At 64.7% G+C, this 22,870-nt stretch carries 18 protein-coding genes and 2 tRNA genes; 8 read left to right on the top strand and 12 right to left on the bottom strand.

The genetic code is table 11. The features are described from left to right. Positions 1-78 precede the first annotated feature (78 nt). The 12 genes from GY24_RS04185 to dnaA form a co-directional block, all read right to left on the bottom strand. Positions 79-1,731 (bottom strand): SIR2 family protein, encoded by a 1,653-nt coding sequence (locus GY24_RS04185; protein ID WP_104474509.1) that lies wholly within the window; start codon positions 1,729-1,731, stop codon positions 79-81. Positions 1,732-2,125: 394 nt separating this feature from the next. After that, a complete protein-coding gene (locus GY24_RS04190) occupies positions 2,126-3,112 on the bottom strand; it encodes an Abi family protein (protein ID WP_104474510.1) in 987 nt (328 codons plus the stop codon). 752 nt (positions 3,113-3,864) lie between these two features. Further along, positions 3,865-3,937, bottom strand: a tRNA-Ala gene (locus GY24_RS04195). A gap of 68 nt (positions 3,938-4,005) precedes the next feature. After that, positions 4,006-4,079, bottom strand: a tRNA-Ile gene (locus GY24_RS04200). A gap of 70 nt (positions 4,080-4,149) precedes the next feature. Then, on the bottom strand, positions 4,150-4,554 hold the full coding sequence (locus GY24_RS04205) for a DUF3566 domain-containing protein (RefSeq protein ID WP_104474511.1): 405 nt from the start codon (positions 4,552-4,554) through the stop codon (positions 4,150-4,152). Further along, entirely contained in the window at positions 4,547-7,129 is a 2,583-nt protein-coding gene (gyrA, locus tag GY24_RS04210; RefSeq protein ID WP_104474512.1) for a DNA gyrase subunit A, read from the bottom strand. The genes GY24_RS04205 and gyrA overlap by 8 nt, the downstream gene beginning before the upstream one ends. A gap of 134 nt (positions 7,130-7,263) precedes the next feature. Next, the gene (gene gyrB, locus GY24_RS04215; RefSeq protein WP_083362428.1) at positions 7,264-9,243 is read right to left on the bottom strand and encodes a DNA topoisomerase (ATP-hydrolyzing) subunit B; all 1,980 of its coding nucleotides are present in this window, start codon (positions 9,241-9,243) and stop codon (positions 7,264-7,266) included. Positions 9,244-9,364: 121 nt separating this feature from the next. After that, a complete protein-coding gene (locus GY24_RS04220) occupies positions 9,365-9,886 on the bottom strand; it encodes a DUF721 domain-containing protein (protein WP_193953495.1) in 522 nt (173 codons plus the stop codon). Further along, entirely contained in the window at positions 9,879-11,063 is a 1,185-nt protein-coding gene (gene recF / locus GY24_RS04225; protein ID WP_104474513.1) for a DNA replication/repair protein RecF, read from the bottom strand. Before recF ends, GY24_RS04220 begins: the two co-directional genes overlap by 8 nt. Before the next feature lie 60 nt (positions 11,064-11,123). Then, positions 11,124-12,014 carry a phosphogluconate dehydrogenase (NAD(+)-dependent, decarboxylating) gene (gene gnd, locus GY24_RS04230; RefSeq protein ID WP_104474514.1) on the bottom strand — a complete coding sequence of 297 codons (891 nt, stop codon included), beginning with the start codon at positions 12,012-12,014 and terminating at the stop codon, positions 11,124-11,126. A 14-nt stretch (positions 12,015-12,028) separates the two neighbouring features. Next, positions 12,029-13,177 carry a DNA polymerase III subunit beta gene (gene dnaN / locus GY24_RS04235; RefSeq protein WP_104474515.1) on the bottom strand — a complete coding sequence of 383 codons (1,149 nt, stop codon included), beginning with the start codon at positions 13,175-13,177 and terminating at the stop codon, positions 12,029-12,031. A gap of 437 nt (positions 13,178-13,614) precedes the next feature. After that, a complete protein-coding gene (dnaA, locus tag GY24_RS04240) occupies positions 13,615-15,099 on the bottom strand; it encodes a chromosomal replication initiator protein DnaA (protein ID WP_104474516.1) in 1,485 nt (494 codons plus the stop codon). 426 nt (positions 15,100-15,525) lie between these two features. On the opposite strand from dnaA, the gene rpmH reads away from it, so the two are divergent. From rpmH to GY24_RS04280, 8 genes are all read left to right on the top strand, one after another. Next, positions 15,526-15,663 carry a 50S ribosomal protein L34 gene (gene rpmH, locus GY24_RS04245; protein WP_047408363.1) on the top strand — a complete coding sequence of 46 codons (138 nt, stop codon included), beginning with the start codon at positions 15,526-15,528 and terminating at the stop codon, positions 15,661-15,663. A gap of 24 nt (positions 15,664-15,687) precedes the next feature. Further along, positions 15,688-16,071: a ribonuclease P protein component gene (gene rnpA / locus GY24_RS04250; protein ID WP_104474517.1), complete on the top strand. Its 384-nt coding sequence runs from the start codon at positions 15,688-15,690 to the stop codon at positions 16,069-16,071. Continuing rightward, positions 16,068-16,376 (top strand): membrane protein insertion efficiency factor YidD, encoded by a 309-nt coding sequence (gene yidD, locus GY24_RS04255; protein ID WP_104474518.1) that lies wholly within the window; start codon positions 16,068-16,070, stop codon positions 16,374-16,376. Before rnpA ends, yidD begins: the two co-directional genes overlap by 4 nt. 8 nt (positions 16,377-16,384) lie before the next feature. Next, on the top strand, positions 16,385-17,368 hold the full coding sequence (yidC, locus tag GY24_RS04260; protein ID WP_083362436.1) for a membrane protein insertase YidC: 984 nt from the start codon (positions 16,385-16,387) through the stop codon (positions 17,366-17,368). 7 nt (positions 17,369-17,375) lie between these two features. Further along, a complete protein-coding gene (locus GY24_RS04265; RefSeq protein WP_104474519.1) occupies positions 17,376-17,960 on the top strand; it encodes a Jag family protein in 585 nt (194 codons plus the stop codon). A 14-nt stretch (positions 17,961-17,974) separates the two neighbouring features. Then, positions 17,975-18,604 (top strand): 16S rRNA (guanine(527)-N(7))-methyltransferase RsmG, encoded by a 630-nt coding sequence (gene rsmG / locus GY24_RS04270; RefSeq protein ID WP_104474520.1) that lies wholly within the window; start codon positions 17,975-17,977, stop codon positions 18,602-18,604. Positions 18,605-19,165: 561 nt separating this feature from the next. After that, positions 19,166-20,107 (top strand): ParA family protein, encoded by a 942-nt coding sequence (locus GY24_RS04275; RefSeq protein WP_104474525.1) that lies wholly within the window; start codon positions 19,166-19,168, stop codon positions 20,105-20,107. Between the two features lie 2 nt (positions 20,108-20,109). Further along, positions 20,110-21,066 (top strand): ParB/RepB/Spo0J family partition protein, encoded by a 957-nt coding sequence (locus GY24_RS04280; RefSeq protein ID WP_104474521.1) that lies wholly within the window; start codon positions 20,110-20,112, stop codon positions 21,064-21,066. Positions 21,067-22,870: the final 1,804 nt, after the last annotated feature.

Below are 22,870 nucleotides of genomic sequence, written 5' to 3' on the forward strand. Positions count from 1 at the left end.
CCTCGCGCCTGGGGACGGAAACACGAAACCCCCGGCCAGGATGGCCAAGGGTTTAGTGCGGTGAACAGCGGAGAGTAGCTACCCGAGCTGTTCGAGGTCCCGTTCTATGTCGTTATGAATATGGATAGTCCAACCCTGGGCTCCAACGATTGAGGCACCCTCGATCCGAAGCTCCACGGGAAGCACGGTATCTGCGGGCACATACACGGTCTTTGTGACCCCTGTTGGCCACACCTGATACCACGGGTCTTGCGCCCAGCCATGGTTTGCCGAATCTGAAGAGGGAGCTGGGAGGTCCTCGTAGAGGATGATGCTAGATGTGACCTGGTATCTGGAACTAGTTTCTGGCCACATCGATAGAGTTGCCTCCGCGAGATCCGGCCCATGCCAAGTGACTTTGACTTGGATTGCCGCACCATCCCGCGCGGTAACTGCACTCGCGAGCGGATCCGCGGCCTGCTCCGGACGCGCACGTAGAACATCCGCGAATCGCTCAGAAGCTAAGCCTTCAAGTGGCACCACTCGCGGGAGGATCGGCTGGCCTTGAGAATCGTTATGTCTTCCGTATCGGGCGATTAACGCCGATCGGAAGTCCAAGTTAGGGCGGTAATACTTTTCACGAGGCCATCGGACATCCAACACTGACATCGTTCGAGCGGGATCCGCGGCAAGCCAGTCACGAATCATCGCATTGATATGTGCGTCCCCGAAGGAGTACCCGATCACAGCGAGATGATTCGTGCGGAGCAGAGCCGATCGGGCCGCGAAGTTCAGTGCGAGCGTCGGCCCGTCCGTTGCAAGTTTCTCCCGATCGCCTACTACGATCCAAGGCAAGTCGGGACGCGGAACATCGCGGGCGATGCCAGGATTCACGATCTCTATCCCGCGTGGGGATAGTTGGGGATCCGATCCATGTTGTGGCGCCGAAGGACGCCAATCTAGTGAGCCATGTAGCTTCAAGAGGTTGAGCGTGCCGTCGACGGGATCAATGTCGAGATTTTCGCCGGGCCGCCAGGATTCGATTCCCCGATTGATGGCGACCCCGCCTGTTGCGGCGGCCGTTTCAATCGTGAGGTCGTAGTTCAGCGTGATGACATCCGCACCGCCCGGTTGGGTGCGTGCGAGATCCAGGAGTGGTTCAAAATAATCAACATCCTTGTGACCTCCAAGAAGCTCCACCAGCGAGTTAAGGATGAACGTTTCCGCATCCGCAAATGGCCTACTCAGGTCAGGGCGAACTGCTGCTCGCGCGATCTCGGCAACCGCCTCAGTAACGTCACGGTCTGCAAAACCCGGCCATTTATTCGACGAATCTGCAATAGCCCTCAACAAGGCGCGCGCCGATTGCGTCGGGAGATCAACCGATCCAAAGTTGCTGAGGGCAGGTGCCCACGAGGAAACGAACGGCGCAACTTCGTGGTCGTCACGCGCCCGAAGCAGACGTACCGCAGAAATTAGAGTCTCGATATTGACGGCCGACAGCGGATTGTTGCCACGGGCTCCGCGATATCCGACCATGCCGGCATAAGCCGCATTGAGCGCGCGAACCCAGTCAGGTATCGCTGGCTCGAAAGAATTGACTGAGAATCCATTTGCCTTCTCGATGATTGCAGCTGCAAGCTCTGATGTGAGGAGCAGGCCTGCGTCTGCGGAAGCGCCAGCGCCCAAGAGAACCGCGGTGCGGCCCGCACTCGGCCCAGCGCAAGCCTGATCAGCAACGTCTTCACCCATCTGTAATCCACCAATCTTCCGCACGAAGCGCTCCTGTCAGACCGCATTGAGCAGCCACAGTCGCACGTATTACTCGCGGACCATTCAGTCCAAAGCCTTCGACCAAGTCTGAACTATGGCACAGAACCAGGTCTCGTCAGTCATTGATTCTGTGATTGTCATGAGGCTCTGTTCGGGCATTAACGATGGGCGGGCATGGCACTTCACTTGGCCCGACGACGGCGTCCAGAATGCGGCTTCTCGAGGCCTTCGCCGCGGCACCCGCGCCTTTCCTGACAGTTTCGAATTGCTCGGTGGTGACATCGGCCGTCATCCTTCCCGGTTTCAATCGACAGCTACCGAGGCCATGGTTATCCACAGGGTCAGGACCGCCACCAAATGACCCCTCCAGGGATCATTTCTGCCAAAGTGCGAGGTTCCGCCAGTGGGCGGGGAAACCCATCGTGTTCTCGAGGGTCATGCCACCCACGTTGCCGAGCTTCTTCGCATGCGTTGGCAGAGCTGACCACGCCCAGGTGCTGGCCGGGTTGACCGCACGGTTCAGATGCGCCGTGAGCGCAATGAGCAAATATATCTTCTGGCGTTGATCGTTCGTCAGATCATTTAGGTGATGCAGATGCTCTGGCGCCACTTGCAGAGAAGGCTTGGGCGGCACGTCGACAGTGGCGCGATTCCACACGCGATTATTGTGTGCGCAGTTGTTGCGAAGGATGTTCAGTGCTCGCAACCACCTGTGCAGAGTATCGGCTCCGTTGCCGCCGAGGCCCAGCTCCTCCGCGATCTTCTTGCGATCTCGCTTGTCCATCAGCGAGTACAGCCGAATCAAGCACCCAAAGTCCATGAATCCTGTGGCCACCCAGATTGGGATTTCGCCGCCGTGATTGAGAATGTGGTGCTTGACGTACTCCTCGTCCTTGGCGTCCTTGCGCAGCTTCTCGAAACGTCGCACCCAGAGGGCGTGCGCGAGTTCGCCTTCAGAGTTTGGCCTATTACACTCGGCCGCGTCCAAGCATTCGATGCGCAAGTGACCATCTCCCTCACGCTTTCCAAGGATGTAGCCGATCTTGGTCGCGAGACCAACTTCGATTTCTTGAAGCGCCTGCAAGAGAATCGCTCGCAGCTTCCGGTCGAACTCATAAAGCGTTAGCGAGTCTTCCAGGGTTGAGCCCTGCCTGAAGGCTTCTGCGCGAGTTCTCCCGGCCTTAACGTCAGTATCCGTAGCGGACTCACGAAAGGGGTAGGTATATGCAGAGAGGGGGTAGTAGCCGATCCTCTTGAGCGCTGCGATCGCGCCCGGGCGATCAGCGGAGGTGAGCCCGCGCTCGAGCATCTTAGCCAGCTGGGCGTCGTACGGAAGATGGTCTTTCACGTTACCCATCATGGCCAAAAAGAAAACCAGCCCATGTCACCTCGGCGACTCGAGAGTCAGTGAGGGACAGCGGGACTGGTATTTATGTAGCTAGCCTAACGGGCGGCGCCGACATCCGTCAACGTGGCTGTAGCAGGCTCGAGGAGATCGGCACCCCGGCAGTGTCAGGATCACCCAGGGGGCACCGGCGTTTGCTCGTTCAAGATTCTCGCAAGCACCTCGCGACGTGCTGCCGGCCAACCCAATGGATCTGCCGAATCCAGCTCACCCTCTTGGACCGCCCACCACAGGGTGCCTGTGATCGGACAATCGCCACACTTGCGCGGAGAGATTACTCCCGCCACACCCGTGCGTGGTGGATAGTCCCAGCCAGCTTCGTATGACTCGTCTGGTGTCAAGGTAGCTCGAGCACCGCAAACCTCACATATGTGTAAGAACGCGTTCACGGATGCCACCATACCTTCTGACTGGAGTGCTCTCGAGGCGGTTGTCGCTGAGATCACTCTGTGAACCTCCGCGAGGCGCAGTGCCATCAGATGACCCCAGGCTGTTGGGGCGCTTCCGGGGCACACTTGGAAATATCGCCAGCACCGTCCCGCATGTTTCCGCGGGCGACAAGGCGCGCTGGGGCGCACTGCAACCAACACGTATTACTACCACGCTCTACAGAATCACTACCAACTGATATTCCTGAGCCGCTTTGCATCCAACGAAAAACGCCGGTATTCCGCTGATCTAGCGGAAGCCGGCGTTTCTTGTAACTGTGGAGCCTGGGAGAATCGAACTCCCGACATCCTGCTTGCAAAGCAGGCGCTCTACCAACTGAGCTAAGGCCCCTCGAGAGGCGATCTGCGAAGGCTTCTCGAGATGAATGGCTGGGTCGATTTCTCGATCCGGCCTATTCGTGGGGATACCAGGACTTGAACCTGGGACCTCTTCGTTATCAGCGAAGCGCTCTAACCGCCTGAGCTATATCCCCGGAATGGGCAGGTATGACACTACCTGACCAAAACCGAAATGGCGAAATCGGGCGTGAAGCCCGCGCGCGTCTAATTGTTGGTGAAGCCGACGAGGATGCCGCCGGTGACCTTCACGCTGAAGTTGTACAGCACCGCCATGATCGCCCCGAGCGCCGTGACGACGACGAGGTCGAGCAGAGCGACGACCGTGGTGAATCCCATCACCTGCGGCAGCGAGATGAAGCTGGTGAGCGTTGCCGAGCCGCCGGTGACGTCCTTGAACAGCCTGTCGGCCTCGTCGAAGATCTGGGTCTGGTCCAGCACCGTGTAGATCAGGAAGGTGCCCACGATCGTGACGATCGCGAGGCAGACCGCGATCAGGAACGACAGCTTGACGGCCGACCAGAAGTCGATGTAGACCAGCTTGAGGCGCACCTGCTTGGCCGCCGGGCGACGGCTCGCCTTCTTCGCGAATTTTTCTGCGGTACTACTCATTTACGGAATCTTCCTTCCCGGGTTCGCCCTCCGTGGCAGCCGACTCCTCGTCGGCCTGCTCCAGATTGCGCTCGGTGTTCTTCGCGATCGCGATAATGCGGTCATCGTCCGCAAACTTCGCGAAGACGACGCCCATGGTGTCGCGCCCCTTGGCAGGGACTTCGGCGACGTCAGAGCGTACCACCTTGCCGCTGGCAAGAACCACAAGGACCTCGTCCTGCTCCTCGACGATAATCGCACCGGCCAGGTCGCCCCGATCCTCGCTCAGCTTGGCCACCTTGATGCCCAAACCGTTGCGGTTCTGCAGGCGGTACTGGTCCACCGAGGTGCGCTTGGCGTAGCCGCCCTCCGTCACGACGAAGACGAAGCCCTCGTCGCTGACCACGGATGCGTCCAGCAACTCGTCGTCGCCACGGAAGTGCATGCCGCCGACGCCGGAGGTGCTGCGGCCCATCGGGCGCAGGGCCTCGTCGCTGGCGCGGAAGCGGATCGACATGCCCTTGCGCGAGACGAGCAGCACGTCGTCGTCCTCGTTCAGCAGCATGGCCGAGACGAGCTCGTCGCCTTCGCGCAGCTTGATCGCGATGATGCCGCGCGAGCGGTTGGTGTCGTACTCCGAGAGCGCCGTCTTCTTGATCAGGCCCTCACGGGTGGCCAGCACCAGGTACTTGGCGACCTCGTAGTCGCGGATGTCGAGGATCTGCGTGATCTCCTCGTCCGGCTGCATCTCGAGCAGGTTCGCGACGTGCTGGCCCTTCGCGTCGCGGCCGGCCTCCTGGATCTCGTACGCCTTGGCGCGGTAGACCCGTCCGGCGTTCGTGAAGAACAGCAGCCAGTGGTGCGTGGTGGTGACGAAGAAGTGCTCGACGACGTCATCCGCGCGCAGCTGGGCGCCCTTGACTCCCTTGCCACCGCGGTGCTGGCTGCGGTAGTTGTCGCTGCGGGTGCGCTTGACGTAGCCGCCGCGGGTTACGGTGACGACCATCTCCTCCTCCGGGATCAGGTCTTCGACGCTCATGTCGCCGTCGTAGCCGTACATGATCTCGGTGCGGCGGTCGTCGCCGAACTTGGCCGTGACCTCGGCGAGTTCCTCGATGATGATCTCGCGCTGGCGCACCTCGGAGGCGAGGATCGCGTGGAACTCGGCGATCGCCAGCTCCAGCTCGTTCAGGCGGTCGATGATCTTCTGGCGCTCGAGGGCGGCCAGGCGGCGCAGCTGCATGGCGAGGATCGCGTCGGCCTGCAACTGGTCGACGCCGAGCAGCTCCATCAGGCCGGTGCGCGCCTTCTCGACGTCCGGCGAGCGGCGGATCAGGGCGATGACCTCGTCGAGGGCGTCGAGGGCGAGGACGTAGCCGCGCTGGATGTGCGCCTCCGCCTCGGCCTTCTTCAGGCGGAACTGGGTGCGGCGCACGATGACCTCTACCTGGTGCATCACCCAGGCGTGGATGAAGCCGTCGACCGAGAGTGTGCGCGGGATGCCGTCGACGATCGCGAGCATGTTCGCGCCGAAGTTCTCCTGCAACTGCGTGTGCTTGTACAGGTTGTTCAGGACAACCTTGGCGACGGCGTCACGCTTGAGCACGATGACGAGGCGCTGGCCGGTACGGCCGGAGGTCTCGTCGCGGATGTCGGCGATGCCGGTGACCTTGCCGTCCTTGACCAGGTCGGCGATCTTGATCGCCAGGTTGTCCGGGTTGACCTGGTAGGGCAGCTCGGTGACGACGAGGCAGGTGCGGCCCTGGATCTCCTCGACCGAGACGACGGCGCGCATGGTGATGGAACCGCGTCCGGTGCGCTGGGCGTCGTGGATGCCCTTGGTGCCCAGGATCTGGGCACCGGTCGGGAAGTCGGGTCCCTTGATGCGCTGCATGAGCGCTTCCTGCAGCTCTTCGCGGGTCGCGTCGGGGTTCTCCAGGTACCAGGTGGCGCCGGCGGCGACCTCGCGCAGGTTGTGCGGCGGGATGTTCGTGGCCATGCCGACCGCGATGCCGACCGAGCCGTTGACGAGCAGGTTCGGGAAGCGCGCCGGGAGCACGGAGGGCTCCTGAGTGCGGCCGTCGTAGTTGTCCTGGAAGTCGACGGTGTCCTCGTCGATGTCGCGCACCATTTCGAGGGCGAGCGGGGCCATCTTGGTCTCGGTGTAACGCGGGGCGGCTGCGCCGTCGTTGCCCGGGGAGCCGAAGTTGCCCTGGCCGAGCGCGAGCGGGTAGCGCAGGCTCCAGGGCTGGACCAGGCGCACGAGGGCGTCGTAGATCGAGCTGTCACCGTGCGGGTGGAACTGGCCCATGACGTCGCCGACGACGCGCGAGCACTTGGAGAAGGCCTTGTCCGGGCGGTATCCGCCGTCGAACATGGCGTAGATCACGCGGCGGTGCACGGGCTTCAGCCCGTCGCGCACGTCGGGCAGAGCGCGCCCGACGATCACGCTCATGGCGTAGTCGAGGTAGGAGCGCTGCATCTCGAGCTGCAGGTCGACCTGGTCGATCTTGCCGTGTGCCGCGAAGTGGGCAGCGCTCTGCTGCTCCTCGGCGCTCAGCTGCTCGCCACCGGTGGTGTTGTCTTCGTCTGCCATTTGCCTTCTCGTCTACTTCTACTACTCAAGTTTTCCGTGCGTTCCACAGGCCTGCCCTGCGGGCTTCGCCAACCGGCCGGAGGGGCCGGTTGGCGCGGGCCGTGATCGAGGTGCCGCCTGCGCGGCAGCGTCGATCAGATGTCCAGGAAGCGCACGTCTTTCGCGTTCTGCTGGATGAAGTTGCGACGGCTCTCGACGTCCTCGCCCATCAGCGTGGAGAAGATCTCGTCGGCCGCGGCCGCGTCGTCCAGGGTGACCTGCAGCAGCGTGCGGGACTCGGGGTTCATCGTGGTCTCCCACAGCTCCGAGTAGTCCATCTCGCCGAGACCCTTGTAGCGCTGGATGCCGTTGTCCTTCGGGATCCGCTTGCCCGCGGCCTGGCCCTCGACCAGCAGCGCGTCGCGCTCCCGGTCGGAGTAGACGTACTCGTGGGCCGAGTTCGACCACTTGAGCCGGTACAGCGGGGGCTGCGCCAGGTAGACGTAGCCGAGGTCGATGAGCGGGCGCATGTACCGGAACAGCAGCGTCAGCAGCAGCGTGGTGATGTGCTGGCCGTCGACGTCGGCATCCGCCATCAATACGATCTTGTGGTAGCGGACCTTCTCGGTGTTGAAGTCCTCGCCGATGCCCGCTCCGAAAGCGGTGATCATGGCCTGCACCTCGGCGTTGCCGAGTGCGCGGTCCAGGCGCGCCTTCTCCACGTTGAGGATCTTGCCGCGCAGCGGCAGGATGGCCTGCGTCTCCGGATTGCGGCCCTGCACGGCGGAACCGCCGGCCGAGTCACCCTCGACGATGAAGATCTCCGAGATCGACGGATCCTTCGACTGGCAGTCCTTCAGCTTGCCCGGCATGCCGCCCGACTCGAGCAGCCCCTTGCGGCGGGCACCCTCGCGTGCCTTGCGCGCGGCCAGGCGGGCGGTCGCCGCCTGCAGCGACTTGCGGATGATGTCCTTGGCCTGGTTCGGGTTGCGGTCGAACCAGTCGGCCAGCTCGACGCCGACGACGCGCTGCACGAATGCCTTCGCCTCGGTGTTGCCGAGCTTGGTCTTGGTCTGACCCTCGAACTGCGGCTCGGCCAGCTTGATCGAGATGACGGCGGTGAGGCCCTCACGCACGTCGTCGCCGGAGAGGTTCTCGTCCTTCTCCTTGAGGATGCCCTTCTCGCGGGCGTACTTGTTAACCAGCGTGGTGAGCGCGGCGCGGAAGCCCTCTTCGTGGGTTCCGCCCTCGTGCGTGTTGATCGTGTTCGCGTAGGTGTGCACGCTCTCGGTGTACGCCGTGGTCCATTGCATGGCCACCTCGAGCGCGATCTTCTTGTCGGCGCCCTCCGACTCGAAGGAGATGATCTCGTCGTGGACGATCTCGGCCTTCTTGGCGTTGTTGAGGTACTCGACGTAGTCCTTGAGGCCCTGCTCGTAGAGGTAGGAGTTGTGCCGGGGCTTGCCCTCCTCGTCACGGCTCGACTCGCGCTCGTCGGTGAGGTTGATGCGCAGGCCCTTGTTGAGGAACGTCATCTGCTGGAAGCGTGCCCGGAGCGTCTCGTAGTCGAACTCGACGGTCTCGAAGGTGTCGGGGCTCGGCCAGAAGGTGATCCGGGTGCCGGTCTCCTCTGACGGCTCGCCCATGGCGAGGGGCGCGTCGGGGACACCGTGCTTGAACGACTGGCGCCAGACGTGGCCCTGCCGGCGCACCTCGACCTCGAGGCGGCTGGAGAGCGCGTTCACGACCGAGGAGCCCACGCCGTGCAGGCCGCCGGAGACGGCGTACCCGCCGCCGCCGAACTTTCCACCGGCGTGCAGAACGGTGAGGACGACCTCGACGGTGGAGATCCCGAGGCCCTGGTTCAGGTCGACGGGGATGCCGCGGCCGTTGTCGTCGACGCGGACGGCGCCGTCGGCCAGAATCGTCACGTCAATGGTGTCGCAGTAGCCGGCGAGAGCCTCATCGACGGAGTTGTCGACGATCTCGTAGACGAGGTGGTGCAGACCGCGGGGACCGGTGGAACCGATGTACATACCCGGGCGCTTCCGCACCGCTTCGAGGCCTTCAAGAACCTGGATCTCGTTTGCGCCGTACTCGGGCACTGGATCGCTCGTGTTCGGTTCCGATGTCATATGAAATTGGGCTCCTGACCGTCGTTTGGGCGACGCTCAATCCTATCAAAGAGGGCGCTCAAGCCGGGGAGATTTCGCGATCTGACGGCCTCAATTTGCGCAGGTGACCTAATTTGTTTGCTTAGCCGTAGGTATCGCGCGGACCGCGCCCTGGAATCGATCTGGGGCCCTTTTTCCACGATGGGGCGTTCGGCCCCTGAAAGCGGATCGAAACGACGCCCGCTTCCTTGAACTCGGTGATGATGCGCGTCATGATCTCGACCCGCATCAAGCGCAATTGTGTTGCCCAGGCCGTCGATTCGCACTGAACGGTGAGTACACCCTCGTCGATGCCGAGCGGCGTCGAGTGTTTCGCGGTCTCCGCGCCGGCAATCGCAGCCCACGAGTTCAGCAGCTCGGCCTGGGTGAGCGGCGCCCGCCAGCCGAGCTGGTTCGTCAGCATCTCGAGGGAGGCGCCGAGCCCCTTCGGGTCGCGGCCGACGCCGAAGGCCTGGCTCTCGGTCGGGTCATGGCGCTTCTTGCGCTTGAGGCGCGGCCCGCGCGGCATCCCGCCGAACACGTCCTTGAGGTGCAGATAGACGCGGCTGGCCTCGGTCTCGCCTGCCTCGGTCTGCTCGTTCGTCCCGATCGGCTGGTCACCCATCGACGACCTCCCCGGCGCGGATGTGGATGGTGTGGGCGGTCAGTGCGGGGGGAATGTCCTCCAGCACGGCTGCCGTGATGAGAACCTGCTCATAGCCGGTCACCGCCTCGGCCAGTCGGCTGCGGCGCTGTTGGTCCAGCTCGGCGAAGACATCGTCCAGGATCAGCACGGGGTCGCCGGATGCCGACTCGTGGCGCAGGATCTCGGCGGCGGCCAGTTTGAGCGCGAGCGCGAACGACCACGACTCGCCATGGCTGGCGTAACCCTTCGTCGGGAGCGCGTTCAGCATGAACACGAGGTCGTCGCGATGCGGCCCGATCAGCGTGATCGCACGGTCGAGCTCCTTGCCGCGCACCTCGCGAAGCGAGTCGCGAAATTTTTCCGCGGTGCTCTCGCCGGCGGTCCACCCGTCGCCGCTGACTGAGCCCGTCGAACCCGGCCCGCCGAAGCCCTCGTCCTCGGCGTCGGCGGCCGCACCGCCGAAAATGCTGAGCAGCGGGCGGAGTTCTGGCCCGTGATCGTCGCCGGCGACGGCGTGGTAAGCCCGGCTCAGCGGATCCCGCAGGGCGCGGGTCAGCTGCATCCGCTCGTCGATGATCTCGGAGCCGAGCGCGACGAGGCGCTCGTCCCAGATGTCGAGGGTGGAGAGCGCGTCGCCGCGCACGCCGCGGGCCCTGGCCGATTTCAGCAGGGTGTTGCGCTGTTTCAGCACGCGGTCGTAGTCGGCCAGCACCCCGGCCAGGCGCGGGGAGCGCAGCACCAGGAGCTGGTCGAGGAAGCGTCGGCGCCCGGACGGGTCGCCGCGCACGAGCGAGAGGTCCTCCGGTGCGAAGAGGACACTGGAGAAGTAGCGCGGCAGCTCCCGCGGCTTGATCGCCGAGCGGTTGATCTGCGCGCGATTGGCGCTGGCCCGGTTCAGCTGGACCTCCGCCAGGATCGAGCGCTGTGCGTGTTCGAGCCGGGCCCGGATGATCGCGGCATCCTGGCCGGCGCGGATCATGGCCTGGTCGCTGGACACCCGGTGCGAGCCGAGGGTGCTGAGGTAGCCCAGCGCCTCGACGAGATTCGTCTTGCCCTGGCCGTTGCGGCCGACGATCAGATTCGGCCCCGGGCGCAGTTCGACCTCGGCGACCGCGTAATTGCGGAAGTCGGCGAGGCTCAGGTGGGAAACGAACACGGCCTCAACCCTAGCCGGGGCCCTCTGACAGAGTGCTCTGCACTCCGCTTCGCTGGCCCGCTAACTGTCGGCTTTCTTCACCTCGTGGCCGCCGAACTGATTCCGGAGCGCCGCGACGGCCTTCATCGCCGGCGAGTCCTCCTGGCGGGAGACGAAGCGGGCGAAGATGGACGCGCTGATCGTGGGGACGGGCACGGCGTTGGCGATGGCCTCCTCGACGGTCCACCGGCCCTCGCCGGAATCGTCGACGTATCCCTCGATGTCGCTGAGGTCTGCGTCCTCGTCGAGGGCCCGCACGAGCAGCTCGAGCAGCCAGGACCGCACGACGGTTCCGCGCTGCCACGCCTTGAACGTTCCGGGAACGTCCTTGATCAGGTCGGTGCGCGCGTCGAGCAGTTCATAGCCCTCTGCGTATGCCTGCATCAGCGCATATTCGATGCCGTTGTGCACCATCTTGGCGTAGTGCCCGGCGCCGACCTCGCCCACGTGCACGAAGCCCTCCTCGCGCGGGCCCTCCGGGCGCAGCGCATCGAAGACGGGCATGACGCGCTCCACCTGCGCGGCGCTGCCACCGACCATCAGGCCGTAGCCGTTCTCCCGGCCCCACACCCCGCCGGACACGCCGGCGTCGATGTAGTCGATCCCGTGCGCTCCGAGCAGCTCGGCGTGCTTGAAGTCCTCCGTGAAGCGCGAGTTCCCGCCGTCGATCACCAGGTCGCCGGCCTCCAACAGGCCGTCCAGCTCCTCGATCACCGCGTCGGTGATGGCTCCGGCCGGAACCATGACCCAGACGGTGCGCGGCGCCGGCAGTGCGGCGACCAGCTCGGCCATGCTCGCGACATCCGTGACCGCCGGGTTGCGGTCGAACCCGGTGACCTCGATGCCGTTGGCGCGCAATCGGGCACGCATGTTGTCGCCCATTTTGCCGAGGCCGACGAGACCGATGTGCATGGGGAACTCCTTTGTCAGCGGAGGAGCAGGTTCGGCTGCAGCAGGTACTTGTAGCTGTCGGCGCCCGGCTGCTCCTTCGAGCTCTGGCTGGTGATCAGCACCGGCCCGGGCTTGTTCGGGTTCTCGGTGCGGGTGAACGAGATGCGCACGAACTCGGAGTGCACGGCGCCCAGGCCGTCGAGCAGGAACTGGGGCTTCAGCGACACCACGATCTCGTCTCCGGTGAGCACGGCGTCGATGGTCTCGGAGGCCTGGGCCTGCTCGGAGCCGATCGCCTCCAGCGTGAGCCCGTCGGGCGAGAAGCTGTAGCGCAGCGCGGCTTCTCGCTCGAGGACGAGTGCGACGCGGCGGGTCGCCTCGATGAGCTCGGCGGTGTTCATCACCGCGTAGTTCTCGATCGTGTCGGGGAACAGGCGGCGGACGGGCGGGAAGTTGCCCTTGATGAGCAGGCTGGTGACGGTCTTCTTGTTCGCTGTGAAGGCGATCAGCTCGCGGTCATCCGTGTTCGTGATCGCGACGGAGATGTTGCCGGCGTTGCCGAAGGTCTTGCCGACCTCCTGCAGGGTGCGCGCCGGAACCAGGGCGGTGATGGGCTCGGAAGTGGTGTTGCTGCCGCCGTCCCAGTTGATCTCGCGCACGGCGACGCGGTAGCGGTCGGTGGCGACGAGGCCGAGGCTGTTCTCGCTCACCTCGAGCTGGACGCCCGTGATGACGGGGGTGACATCGTCGCGGGAGGCGGCGACCGCGACCTGGGCCACGGCTGCGGCGAATTCCTCGGCGGGGACGAGCCCCGACTCGGAGCTGATCTGCGGGATGCTCGGGTATTCCTCAACCGGCATGGAGAGCAGGGTAAAACTGGCGGACCCGCTGCTGACGACAATGCGGCTTTCCTCCGTGCTGAAGCGCACGGGAGCGTTCGGGAGTCGGCTCGCGATCTCGGCCAGGAGACGGCCGGAGACCAGGACGGTCCCCGTCTCTTCGACGTCGGCCGCAATCTCGGTCTGGGCCGAGACCTCATAGTCGAACGAGGACAGGATCAGCCCGGTCTCGGTGGCCTGAATGAGCACGCCGCTCAGGATGGGCAGCGTTGTGCGCTGCGGGAGGAGTTTGACGGCGAAGGAAACCGCCTCGCTGAACACATCCCGGTTGGCCTGAAACTTCACGAAGGCGCTCCTGTTCGCTGCTGGTCGTCTACGTCTGACAGCGGGGCTGTCGGACTGGGCTCCATGCTAACCCCTGCCATTACGGCGTGGGTTTCTTGTCATTCGTTTAGACACCTGGGCGGCCTGTCCGTCCACAAGGTTGTCGCATCAGAGATCTCTTTAAGAATTCTTTAACGGTCTTAACGGCTGTGGAAACTGTGGATAACTATGTTAATTCGATGTATACACAGCGAACTAGGCGGGTCCCGCCTGTTGAACTTGTGTGAGCGTTAACGACCTTGTGGATGCTCTGCGCCGAGTGCCACCAGGCCCAAACCCACAAGAACACGGGATTCTTCAACAGCTTCTCGGGAGTTGCTCATTAACTATCCACAAGTTATCCCCAACATGTGAGTAGTGGAATATTCTGGCGGCCCGGGCGTGGCGAGCGCAAGACCCTACTTGTAGCGGTGGTTCTGCTTGATGCGGTTGGTGAGCTCGGTGACCTGGTTGTAGATCGAGCGACGCTCCTTCATGAGCTCGCTGATCTTCTTGTTCGCGTACATCACCGTGGTGTGGTCGCGGTTGCCGAAGAGCTGGCCGATCTTGGGCAGGGAGAGGTTCGTCAGCTCACGGCAGAGGTACATGGCGATCTGGCGTGCCGTGGCGACGGCCTGCGAGCGGCTCGAGCCATAGAGGTCGTCGACCGTGAGCTTGAAGTAGTCGGCCGTGTTCGTGATGATGTCGGCCGGCGCGATGACGTTGTCCTCGTCGAGCGTGATCAGGTCCTTGAGCACCGTCTGCACCAGGTTCATGTCGACGGGCGTGCGGTTGAGGCTGGCGAACGCGGTCACGCGGATCAGCGTTCCCTCCAGCTCGCGGATGTTCGAGGAGACCTTGGTCGCGATGAACTCGAGGATGTCGTCGGGCGCCTGCATCCGCTCGGACTGCGCCTTCTTGCGCAGAATGGCGATGCGCGTCTCCAGGTCGGGCACCTGAACGTCGGTGATGAGGCCCCACTCGAAGCGGCTGCGCATGCGGTCTTCGAAGCCTGTGAGCGCCTTGGGCGGCAGGTCGCTGGTGATGACCACCTGCTTGTTGTGGTCGTGCAGGGTGTTGAAGGTGTGGAAGAAGGCCTCCTGGGTCTCGGCCTTCCCCTGCAGGAACTGGATGTCGTCGATCAGCAGGATGTCGATGTTGCGGTAGCGGGACTGGAAGACGGCGCCGCGGTTGTTGGCGATCGAGTTGATGAAGTCGTTCGTGAACTCCTCGGAGCTGACGTAGCGCACGCGCACACCCGGGTACAGGCTCATCGCGTAGTGGCCGATCGCGTGCAGGAGGTGGGTCTTGCCCAGCCCGGAGTCCCCATAGATGAAGAGCGGGTTGTACGCCTTCGCGGGAGCCTCGGCGACGGCGACGGCCGCGGCGTGGGCGAAACGGTTGGACTGCCCGATGACGAAGTTGTCGAAGCTGTACTTCGGGTTCAGCCGGGTGTCATTGGACTGCTCCGGCGAGCTGTGCTCGAACACGGACTGCGGCGTCGCCGGCGTCTCGACGACATTCGCTTGCGGCTGCACCAGCGGAGGTGCGGCGAGGTGGGCCGGCATCGCGGCCGCGGCGAGGGTTCCGGCCTCCGGCGTCTCGAAAGCCTGCTGGGTGGCCACCTCGCTCTCGAGCTCGGGGTTGACGACCACGTAGAAGTTGGCGATCGCCGGCGTGCCGATGGCGTTCATCGCGGCGAGCAGCGAGGTGCGCATGCGCTGGTTCAGCATGCTCGCGGTGAAGTCGTTGGGCACCTCCAGATAGAAGGTCCCCGCGGCGATGCCCTTGGGCTCGACCAGATTGAGGAATCCGTAGAGCATGGGCGTGATTGTGCTGTCGGCGGAGAGACCCGCGAGTACCGCGGCCCAGGTGTTCTCGATCGGCTGTTCGACGTCGGCCATTGTTTCTCCACACTTGCTCGGTGACTCTTCGGCGCTAGATGCCCCTCTCGGCGTCGCAGTGCAGTGGTGCAATGCGGGATGCCGCGGGCGGCGCATCCGAGAAAGTGAAAAGTACTCACAGAGTTATCCACCCCTGTGTGTAACCCCGACAAAACTACCGGAATTACGCGCATCTTGCTGGGGATAACTCGGTGCTTTACGCTAATCTCTTGGAGGACTTGCTCCAAATCGCCCGACGAGCGGCCTCCCCAGGCCCTCCCGCAAGCTGGGAATACCGTAGAGAATCCGGCGCCAGCCGGGCTTCCGGTTTGACCACAGCCCGCGCAGGCCGTAGTTTTAATAGGTTGACCCCAGCCTTCTGGCTGCCCAAATTTCTTTCCCGGCCACTCCAAGGCTCGTGGAGATCCAACACGTGGAGTACACACAATGAGCAAGAGAACGTTCCAGCCGAACAACCGTCGTCGCGCCAAGGTGCACGGTTTCCGCCTGCGCATGCGTACCCGCGCCGGCCGCGCCATCCTGGGCGCTCGTCGCCGCAAGGGTCGCGTCGAGCTTTCCGCTTAAGCACCCAGGCTTCATTCAAGCCCAGTGCTTGCCAAGGCGAACCGCATCACAACGGCCGACGACTATAAAGGCGTCGTTCGGAGGGGGCGGAGATACGTCACACCTCATCTTGTGACGTACGTGCGTTCCGGCCCCGAAGTGCAGACTTCTGGCGCCCGGGGCGCTCGTTTTGGCTTTATCGTCGCCAAGACGGTCGGCGGGGCCGTGCAGCGTAACCGCGTGCGGCGCCGGCTCAAGGCGGCGAGCTCTGAGCTGCTTGACCAGGTTCACCCAGGCATCGACGTCGTCATTCGCGCCCTGCCTGGGAGCTCCGACGCTTCCTGGGAGACCATGCGAAGCGAACTTGCCACCTCGCTGGCGCGTTCGGCGAACCCTGGCGCTGCGCGGCGCCGAGAAAACGTATCGTGAACAGATTCCTGGCCACGATCCTTCTCGTCCCGCGCAACATCGCAGTTTTGTTGCTGCGCGGCTATCGCGCGGTGATTTCTCCGCTGTACGGGGATGTCTGTCGCTACTACCCCTCGTGTTCGCACTACGCGCTCACGGCGGTGCAGGATCGCGGCGTCATCGTGGGCGGGGCCCTTGCGGTCAGACGCCTGGTGCGTTGCCACCCCTGGGCAGAGGGCGGGATCGATGATGTTCCCCTCAAGCGCGTTCAGCGTTATCGCGTGAATGCATTCGGCTTTGTCGTTGCAGGCCAAGGAAAGGGCTAACCCCAACAATGGACTTGATCTCGATCATTCTCTGGCCGCTGAAGTGGGCCGTTGAGCTCCTTCTGGTCGGCTGGCACTGGGTGTTGGGCGTCGCCGGAATGGACCCGGCAGCCGGGCTCACCTGGGTGCTCTCCATCGTCGGCCTCGTGCTCGTCGTGCGCGCCGCCCTGATCCCGATCTTCGTCAAGCAGATCAAGAACCAGCGCCGCATGCTGGAGGTTGCCCCGCAGCTGAAGAAGATCCAAGAGAAGTACAAGGGCAAGAAGGACCAGTTCTCCCGCGAGGCCATGTCTCGCGAGACGATGGAGCTCTACAAGAAGACGGGCACCAACCCGCTGAGCTCTTGCCTGCCGCTTCTGCTGCAGATGCCGATCTTCTTCGCCCTGTTCTCTGTGCTCAACGACGCACAGCACGGCAAGTCCGGCGTCGGCCCTCTCAACGAGACGCTCGCCAAGCAGTTCGGTGACGCCTCGCTCTTCGGCGTAGCCCCGCTGCACAGCTCGTTCGCCTCGCAGTGGACCCTCATGATCGCCGGCCAGCCGTTTGACGCAGCCGTCATGGTCATCGCAGCCATCATGGTCATCCTCATGACCGCCTCGCAGTTCATCACGCAGCTCCAGATCGTCTCCAAGAACATGTCGCCGGAGACCAAGGCGAGCCCGATGTTCAAGCAGCAGCGCATCATGCTCTACCTACTCCCCCTGGTGTTCGCCTTCTCCGGTGTCGCATTCCCGCTCGGTGTCATGTTCTACTGGCTCACCTCGAACGTCTGGACGATGGTCCAGCAGTTCATCGTCATCCGGAACATGCCCACCCCCGGCAGCGAGGCCGCCAAGGCCCGCGAGGAGCGTCTCGCCCGCAAGGGAAAGCTCATCGCCACCGACGGAACCGTTATCGTCGTAGACGAAGAAGCGGCCAAGAAGACCCAGCGGCAGCAGCCGATCAGCAAGAACCGGGCCAAGAAGCAAATCAAGCCCGGCGAGCAGAAGTAGGACGAAGATGACCGACGTTCAGAACATCCCGACCGCCGATGACGCGGTCGTCGAGGCACCGGCCACCGACACCGCAGCATTCGACGCCAGCTTCGAGTCGGCCGCGCCGGAGCGCTCGGCTGCGCCCTCCCAGGCCCAGCTCGAGCAGGAGGGCGACATCGCCGCGGACTACATCGAGGAGTTCCTCGACATCTGCGATCTCGATGGCGACATCGACATCGATGCCCGCAACGGCCGCGCCTACCTCTCGGTGAACGCCGGCGAGGGCGCGAACATCTCGGTGCTCTCCCGCCCCGACACCGTGAACGCCCTGCAGGAGCTGACCCGCCTGGCCGTGCAGAGCAAGACCGGCGTGTTCTCCCGCCTGATCCTCGACATCGGCGGCTCGCGTGAGGCCCGTGAGGAAGAGCTCACCGCCCTCGTCACCCGCGCCATCGAGCGCATCGAGGCCGGCGCCTCCTCCGCGGCACTGCCCGCCATGTCGTCCTACGAGCGCAAGCTCGTGCACGACATCGTGGGCGAGCGTGGCTACACCTCGGAATCCGATGGTGAGGGCCGCGACCGCCACACCGTGATCAGCCGCCGCGCCTAGTTTCACGTGAAACGATGATCGACACGCTCGAAGAAGAACCCTCGGCCGCCGCAACGGTTTTCGGGGAGCAGCTGGAGCTCGGCCGCGCGTTCACCACCAACCTGGCGACACACGGCGAGGAGCTCGGCCTGATCGGGCCGCTGGAACTCCCCCGGCTGTGGACCAGGCACGTGTTGAACTGCGCGATCGTCGCCCCCCTGCTCCGCCCCGGACTCGTCGGCGACGTGGGCAGCGGTGCCGGCCTGCCCGGTCTGGTGCTCGCCATCGCCCGCCCCGACGTCAACTTCGTGTTGATCGAGCCGATGGAGCGACGCGTCGCCTGGCTGAACTCCCAGGTGCAGGAACTCGGCCTGCAGAACGTCGAGGTTCTGCGCTCGCGCGCCGAGGAGACCAAGCGTGAGGGATCCTTCGACCAGGTGACGGCCCGTGCGGTGAGCGCCCTGCGCACGCTGTTGCCGTTGACCGCTCCCCTGCTCAAGCGCGGCGGAGAGCTCGTGCTCATGAAGGGCGCAGGCGCCCCGGCCGAGATCGGCGCGGCCGAGAAGGCCATTCGCAAGTACAAGCTCAGCTCCGTGGAGGTTCTTGTCCTCGGTGAGGGCATTCTGAGCGAGGAAACTCGCGTCATTCGGGCTACAGTGGGTTAGTCGCCGTCTCGGCTTTTCATCCCGTGGTCGGCGTATGCTGTGCTGCTCGCTCAGTACTGGGCGGGCTCGCATCGGCAGATTCTGAAGACGCCGACCGCAGGGAATGGATTACAGATGGCGAGTGCCGCGAGCCGTGGATGGTTCCACAAAAAGGGACGTGAGGATACCGTCTCGGATCCAGCGGTCGGCACCCCCGCGGAGCAGGAATCACACTCCCCCAGCGTTTCCCTCGCCGCATTCGACGCGATCGTCGATGCGCAGCTGAACTCAAGTGCACCGGAGGATCCCTCCCACAGCACTGAAAATGGCCCACCCACAACGACGCCGAGCGTTGACGAGACCGACGACATCGGTTTCACCGACGCTGACTCGGGCGACGACCAGGAAGAAGCACCGTTTCACGTGAAACAATCCATCGAGAATCCCGTTCCTGCGGACGCTCACGGCCCCGAATCCGCGCCCGCGGCGCCCGAGGCCCCCTCCCCCGCTCGCGCCTCGGCGCGCGTCTCGGTGCCCGCCGTCAGCGCCGCCATCGATTGGGATGCCGCCACGCACGCGGCCATGGCCGAGGATGCGGCGTCGGCCACGGTGGGCGCCCCCTCCCCCAGTGCCAAGGCACCGCTCGCCGAGGAGGTCGCGAGCCTCACCCGCCGCCGGCAGGCAATCGCCGAGCTCGTGCTGCCGCTCCCCGAGAAGACGCGCGTCCTGACGATCTCCAACCAGAAGGGTGGCGTCGGAAAGACGACCACCGCCGTGAACCTCGCCGCAGCCCTCGCGCGGCTCGGCGCCAAAGTGCTCGTCATCGACCTCGACCCGCAGGGTAACGCTTCGACCGCGCTGGGTGTGGAGCACCGCGCAGACGTTCCGAGCATCTACAACGTCATCATCGAGGACCTCCCGCTCGAATCGGTGGTTCAGAAGAGCCCCGAAGAGGGCGAACTGTACTGCGTTCCCGCAAATATTCACCTGGCTGGGGCAGAAATCGAGCTGGTCTCCCTGGTTGCCCGTGAGCAGCGCCTGCGGCGCGCACTCGACGTGCACCTCGCTGAGATGGACGAGCCGTACCACTACGTGTTCATTGACTGCCCTCCCTCCCTCGGCCTCCTGACGATCAACGCCTTCGTCGCGGCCAGCGAGGTGCTCATCCCCATCCAGTGTGAGTACTACGCGCTCGAGGGGCTCAGCCAGCTGCTGAAGAACATCGAGATGATCGAGAAGCACCTCAACCCCGTGCTGAGGGTCTCGACCATTCTGCTCACGATGTACGACGCCCGGACCAACCTGGCCAATCAGGTGGCACAGGACGTTCGGGATCACTTCCCCCAGCAGGTTCTGAGCACGATCATCCCCCGCTCCGTGCGCGTCTCCGAGGCGCCCAGCTACGGCCAGAGCGTGGTGAGCTACGACACGAACTCCTCGGGTTCGCTGTCCTACCAAGAAGCGGCCGCCGAGATGGCGCGTCGTGGAGCACCTCAGGTTTCAGCACGCACTGGAGGGAAGTAAGTATGGCAAAGCGAACCGGCCTCGGCCGCGGTATCGGCGCACTCATCCCCATGGTCGACGAGGTGAGAGAGCGTCCCGTCGACGTCTTCTTCCCCGACACCGTCGGCGCGGCTCGGACGGTCGAGGTGAGCCGCGAGGAGCTGGTCGTCGTTCCGGGTGCTCGTCTGGCGCACCTGAACCCCGCCGACATCGTGCCCAACGCCGTGCAGCCGCGCACGGTCTTCAACGAGCAGGACCTCGCTGAGCTCGTGCACAGCGTCCGCGAGATTGGCGTGCTGCAGCCGATCGTCGTCCGCCCGCATGCCACGCTGCCCGGCAAGTATGAGCTCGTCATGGGTGAGCGCCGTCTGCGCGCGACGCGTGAGGTTGGCCTGGACACGATCCCGGCCGTCATCCGTGACACAGCCGACAACGACATGCTGCGCGATGCCCTGCTCGAGAACCTGCACCGCTCGGAGCTCAACCCGCTCGAAGAGGCCTCGGCCTACCAGCAGCTGCTCAGCGACTTCGGGATCACCCAGGAGGAGCTCGGAAACCGCATCGGTCGTTCGCGTCCGCAGATCAGCAACACGCTCCGCTTGTTGAAGCTCCCCTCCCCCGTGCAGATGCGCGTGGCTGCCGGCGTGCTCTCCGCCGGCCACGCGCGCGCCATCCTCTCGATGGGCGAGCCCGAGGCCATGCAGCGCCTCGCAGACAAGATCGTCAACGAAGACCTGTCAGTGCGGAGCGCCGAGGCTGTCGCCAGCAAGGCGCCGAAGCCCGCCCCGGCGGCCAAGCCCAACGCCGGAAAGAAGCAGGCCCACCTCGACGAGATCGCCGAGCGCTTGGGCGACCGTCTGAACACCCGCGTGAAGATGCACCTGGGTGCCCGCAAGGGTCAGATCACGATCGACTTCGCGACGGTTGGCGACCTCAACCGCATCCTCGGTGAGATCGGCGAGCCGGGTTTCACCAAGTAACGCCAGCGCCTTCGCGAGTGCCCCATGTTTCACGTGAAACATGGGGCACTCGATTTTTGTACGCGTCGCGCATCCGCGCGATGTTTCACGTGAAACATCGCGGGCCTCGGGCGTTCGGCGCCCCCTTCCCGGCCGGCGACTGGGCGTCAGCAGCGACCGCTGGCGCCGCGCCCCGCGAGCAGCTCGCTTGCGTAGCCTGCGCCCGTCTCCGACGTCCGCGATGACTCCCCCGCAATCTGACGCTCTCTACACCCGGCCTGCACCCCTCCCGCTGGCTTGAGGGAGCGTGCGACCGAAGCCTCATCCGTCGCACCGCGCCGGGCCGACCGCCGCCTCTCGCGCCACCTTTCGGACTGACGTTCTGTGCGTAGCTGAGGCGCGCCTGGCAGAGCAAGGCGCGCAGCGCTCGGCTCTCTGCTGACATTCCGTCTGTAGCTCCGCTCTGCTCTCCGCGCTCCGCATCGACCTGCTTCTGGCGCCCTCCCTGCACCCCTCCCCGGCGGCTCGAGGGAGCGTGCGACCGAAGCCACCTCCCCCACTGAACGACGTTCCTGCTGCCATCTCTCCTGCCGCCGCGCTGCGCGCAGCGCGAACTCAACTGGCGTTCCTCGCGGGGCCGCCTCACCCGTCGCGGCCGGTCTCGTACTCGCCGTCGCGAGCCGTCCTCGTGCTGCTCGCAGCGTGCTTTCATCGCTGTGCCCAGTACCCTCCCCGGCGGCTCGAGGGAGCGTGCGACCGAAGCCACCTCCCCCACAGCACGGCACTCCTGGCGCCACCCCTCTCGCCTCCACGCTGCGCGCAGTCGGCGCTCCAATACGCCTGGCTCGAGCGCAGCTCTCCGCGCTCCCAGGAGACCGCCCACGGTGTCTGGCGGCGCTCCCTCCGGTGGCTCGAGGGAGCTTGCGACCGAAGCCACTATCCCCACAGCGCGCCGCTCCCTGGGCCGCTACTCTCGGTGACACTCTGCGCGCGCAGCTCGAACTCAACTTGCGCTCCTCGCGGGGCTGCCTCACGCGCCGCGGCCGGTCTCCAGTCCGTCGCTGCGAGCTGCCCTCGTGGTGCTCGAGGGCAGCTCGCAACGCTGTGGCCAGTACTCTTCTCGGTGGCTCGAGGGAGCTTGCGACCGAAGCCACCTCGCCCCACCGAACGCCGTTCCTGTGGCCACCCCTCGAGCCGGCACGCTGCGCGCAGCTGGCGCTCCGTCTGCTTCCTCGGACATGGCCTTCCCCGCGCTACTGGCAAGCGCTCACCGTGCCCGGAGTCGCTCCATCCCGGTGGCCTCGAGGGAGCTTGCGACCAAAGCCACCTCCCCCACAGAACAGCGCTCCTGTGGCTCCCCTAGCCCTTCCCGCTGCCCAAGTGAGGGTCCGTGGTGTCCGTCTGTTCCTCTCCCCGCAGTTCGAGGACGCCCGCGGCCGGAGTCACCTCCGCGCCAGAACTTAGCTCCTGCCGCCAGCTGTCCCGCCGCCACACTGCGCGAAGCCGGCACTCCAACTGGCCGCCCCCAGCGCAGCCCTCCGCCCTCCCAAGACAACGCGCACAGTGTCCGGCGTCCCTCCCTCCCGGTGGCTCGAGGGAGCTTGCGACCGAAGCCACCTCGGTCGCCCAATTGGGTCGCCCGAGCCCTTCTCGCGGGACACCCAACGCGTGGGGCGACTGCGATAGGTGCCCCTCGCAGGTGACAACTCATATCGATGCCGGCGCCCCGCCCACAGCCTCGGGCTGCCCTCCGCATGCCCGTTACTTCCGAGCGCATTGGGCGAGCGCTGGCCGAGCCCGACACTGATCTCGTGCGAGCAACTCG

The organism is Microterricola pindariensis, from assembly GCF_002936985.1.
GTDB lineage: Bacteria > Actinomycetota > Actinomycetes > Actinomycetales > Microbacteriaceae > Microterricola > Microterricola pindariensis.

Coding starts and splice junctions, on each gene's coding strand:
- GY24_RS04185 (WP_104474509.1), bottom strand. CDS start 1,731: ATGGGTGAAGACGTTGCTGATCAGGCTTGCGCTGGGCCGAGTGCGGGC.
- GY24_RS04190 (WP_104474510.1), bottom strand. CDS start 3,112: ATGATGGGTAACGTGAAAGACCATCTTCCGTACGACGCCCAGCTGGCT.
- GY24_RS04205 (WP_104474511.1), bottom strand. CDS start 4,554: ATGAGTAGTACCGCAGAAAAATTCGCGAAGAAGGCGAGCCGTCGCCCG.
- gyrA (WP_104474512.1), bottom strand. CDS start 7,129: ATGGCAGACGAAGACAACACCACCGGTGGCGAGCAGCTGAGCGCCGAG.
- gyrB (WP_083362428.1), bottom strand. CDS start 9,243: ATGACATCGGAACCGAACACGAGCGATCCAGTGCCCGAGTACGGCGCA.
- GY24_RS04220 (WP_193953495.1), bottom strand. CDS start 9,886: ATGGGTGACCAGCCGATCGGGACGAACGAGCAGACCGAGGCAGGCGAG.
- gnd (WP_104474514.1), bottom strand. CDS start 12,014: ATGCACATCGGTCTCGTCGGCCTCGGCAAAATGGGCGACAACATGCGT.
- dnaA (WP_104474516.1), bottom strand. CDS start 15,099: ATGGCCGACGTCGAACAGCCGATCGAGAACACCTGGGCCGCGGTACTC.
- rpmH (WP_047408363.1), top strand. CDS start 15,526: ATGAGCAAGAGAACGTTCCAGCCGAACAACCGTCGTCGCGCCAAGGTG.
- yidC (WP_083362436.1), top strand. CDS start 16,385: ATGGACTTGATCTCGATCATTCTCTGGCCGCTGAAGTGGGCCGTTGAG.
- GY24_RS04265 (WP_104474519.1), top strand. CDS start 17,376: ATGACCGACGTTCAGAACATCCCGACCGCCGATGACGCGGTCGTCGAG.
- rsmG (WP_104474520.1), top strand. CDS start 17,975: ATGATCGACACGCTCGAAGAAGAACCCTCGGCCGCCGCAACGGTTTTC.
- GY24_RS04275 (WP_104474525.1), top strand. CDS start 19,166: ATGGCCGAGGATGCGGCGTCGGCCACGGTGGGCGCCCCCTCCCCCAGT.
- GY24_RS04280 (WP_104474521.1), top strand. CDS start 20,110: ATGGCAAAGCGAACCGGCCTCGGCCGCGGTATCGGCGCACTCATCCCC.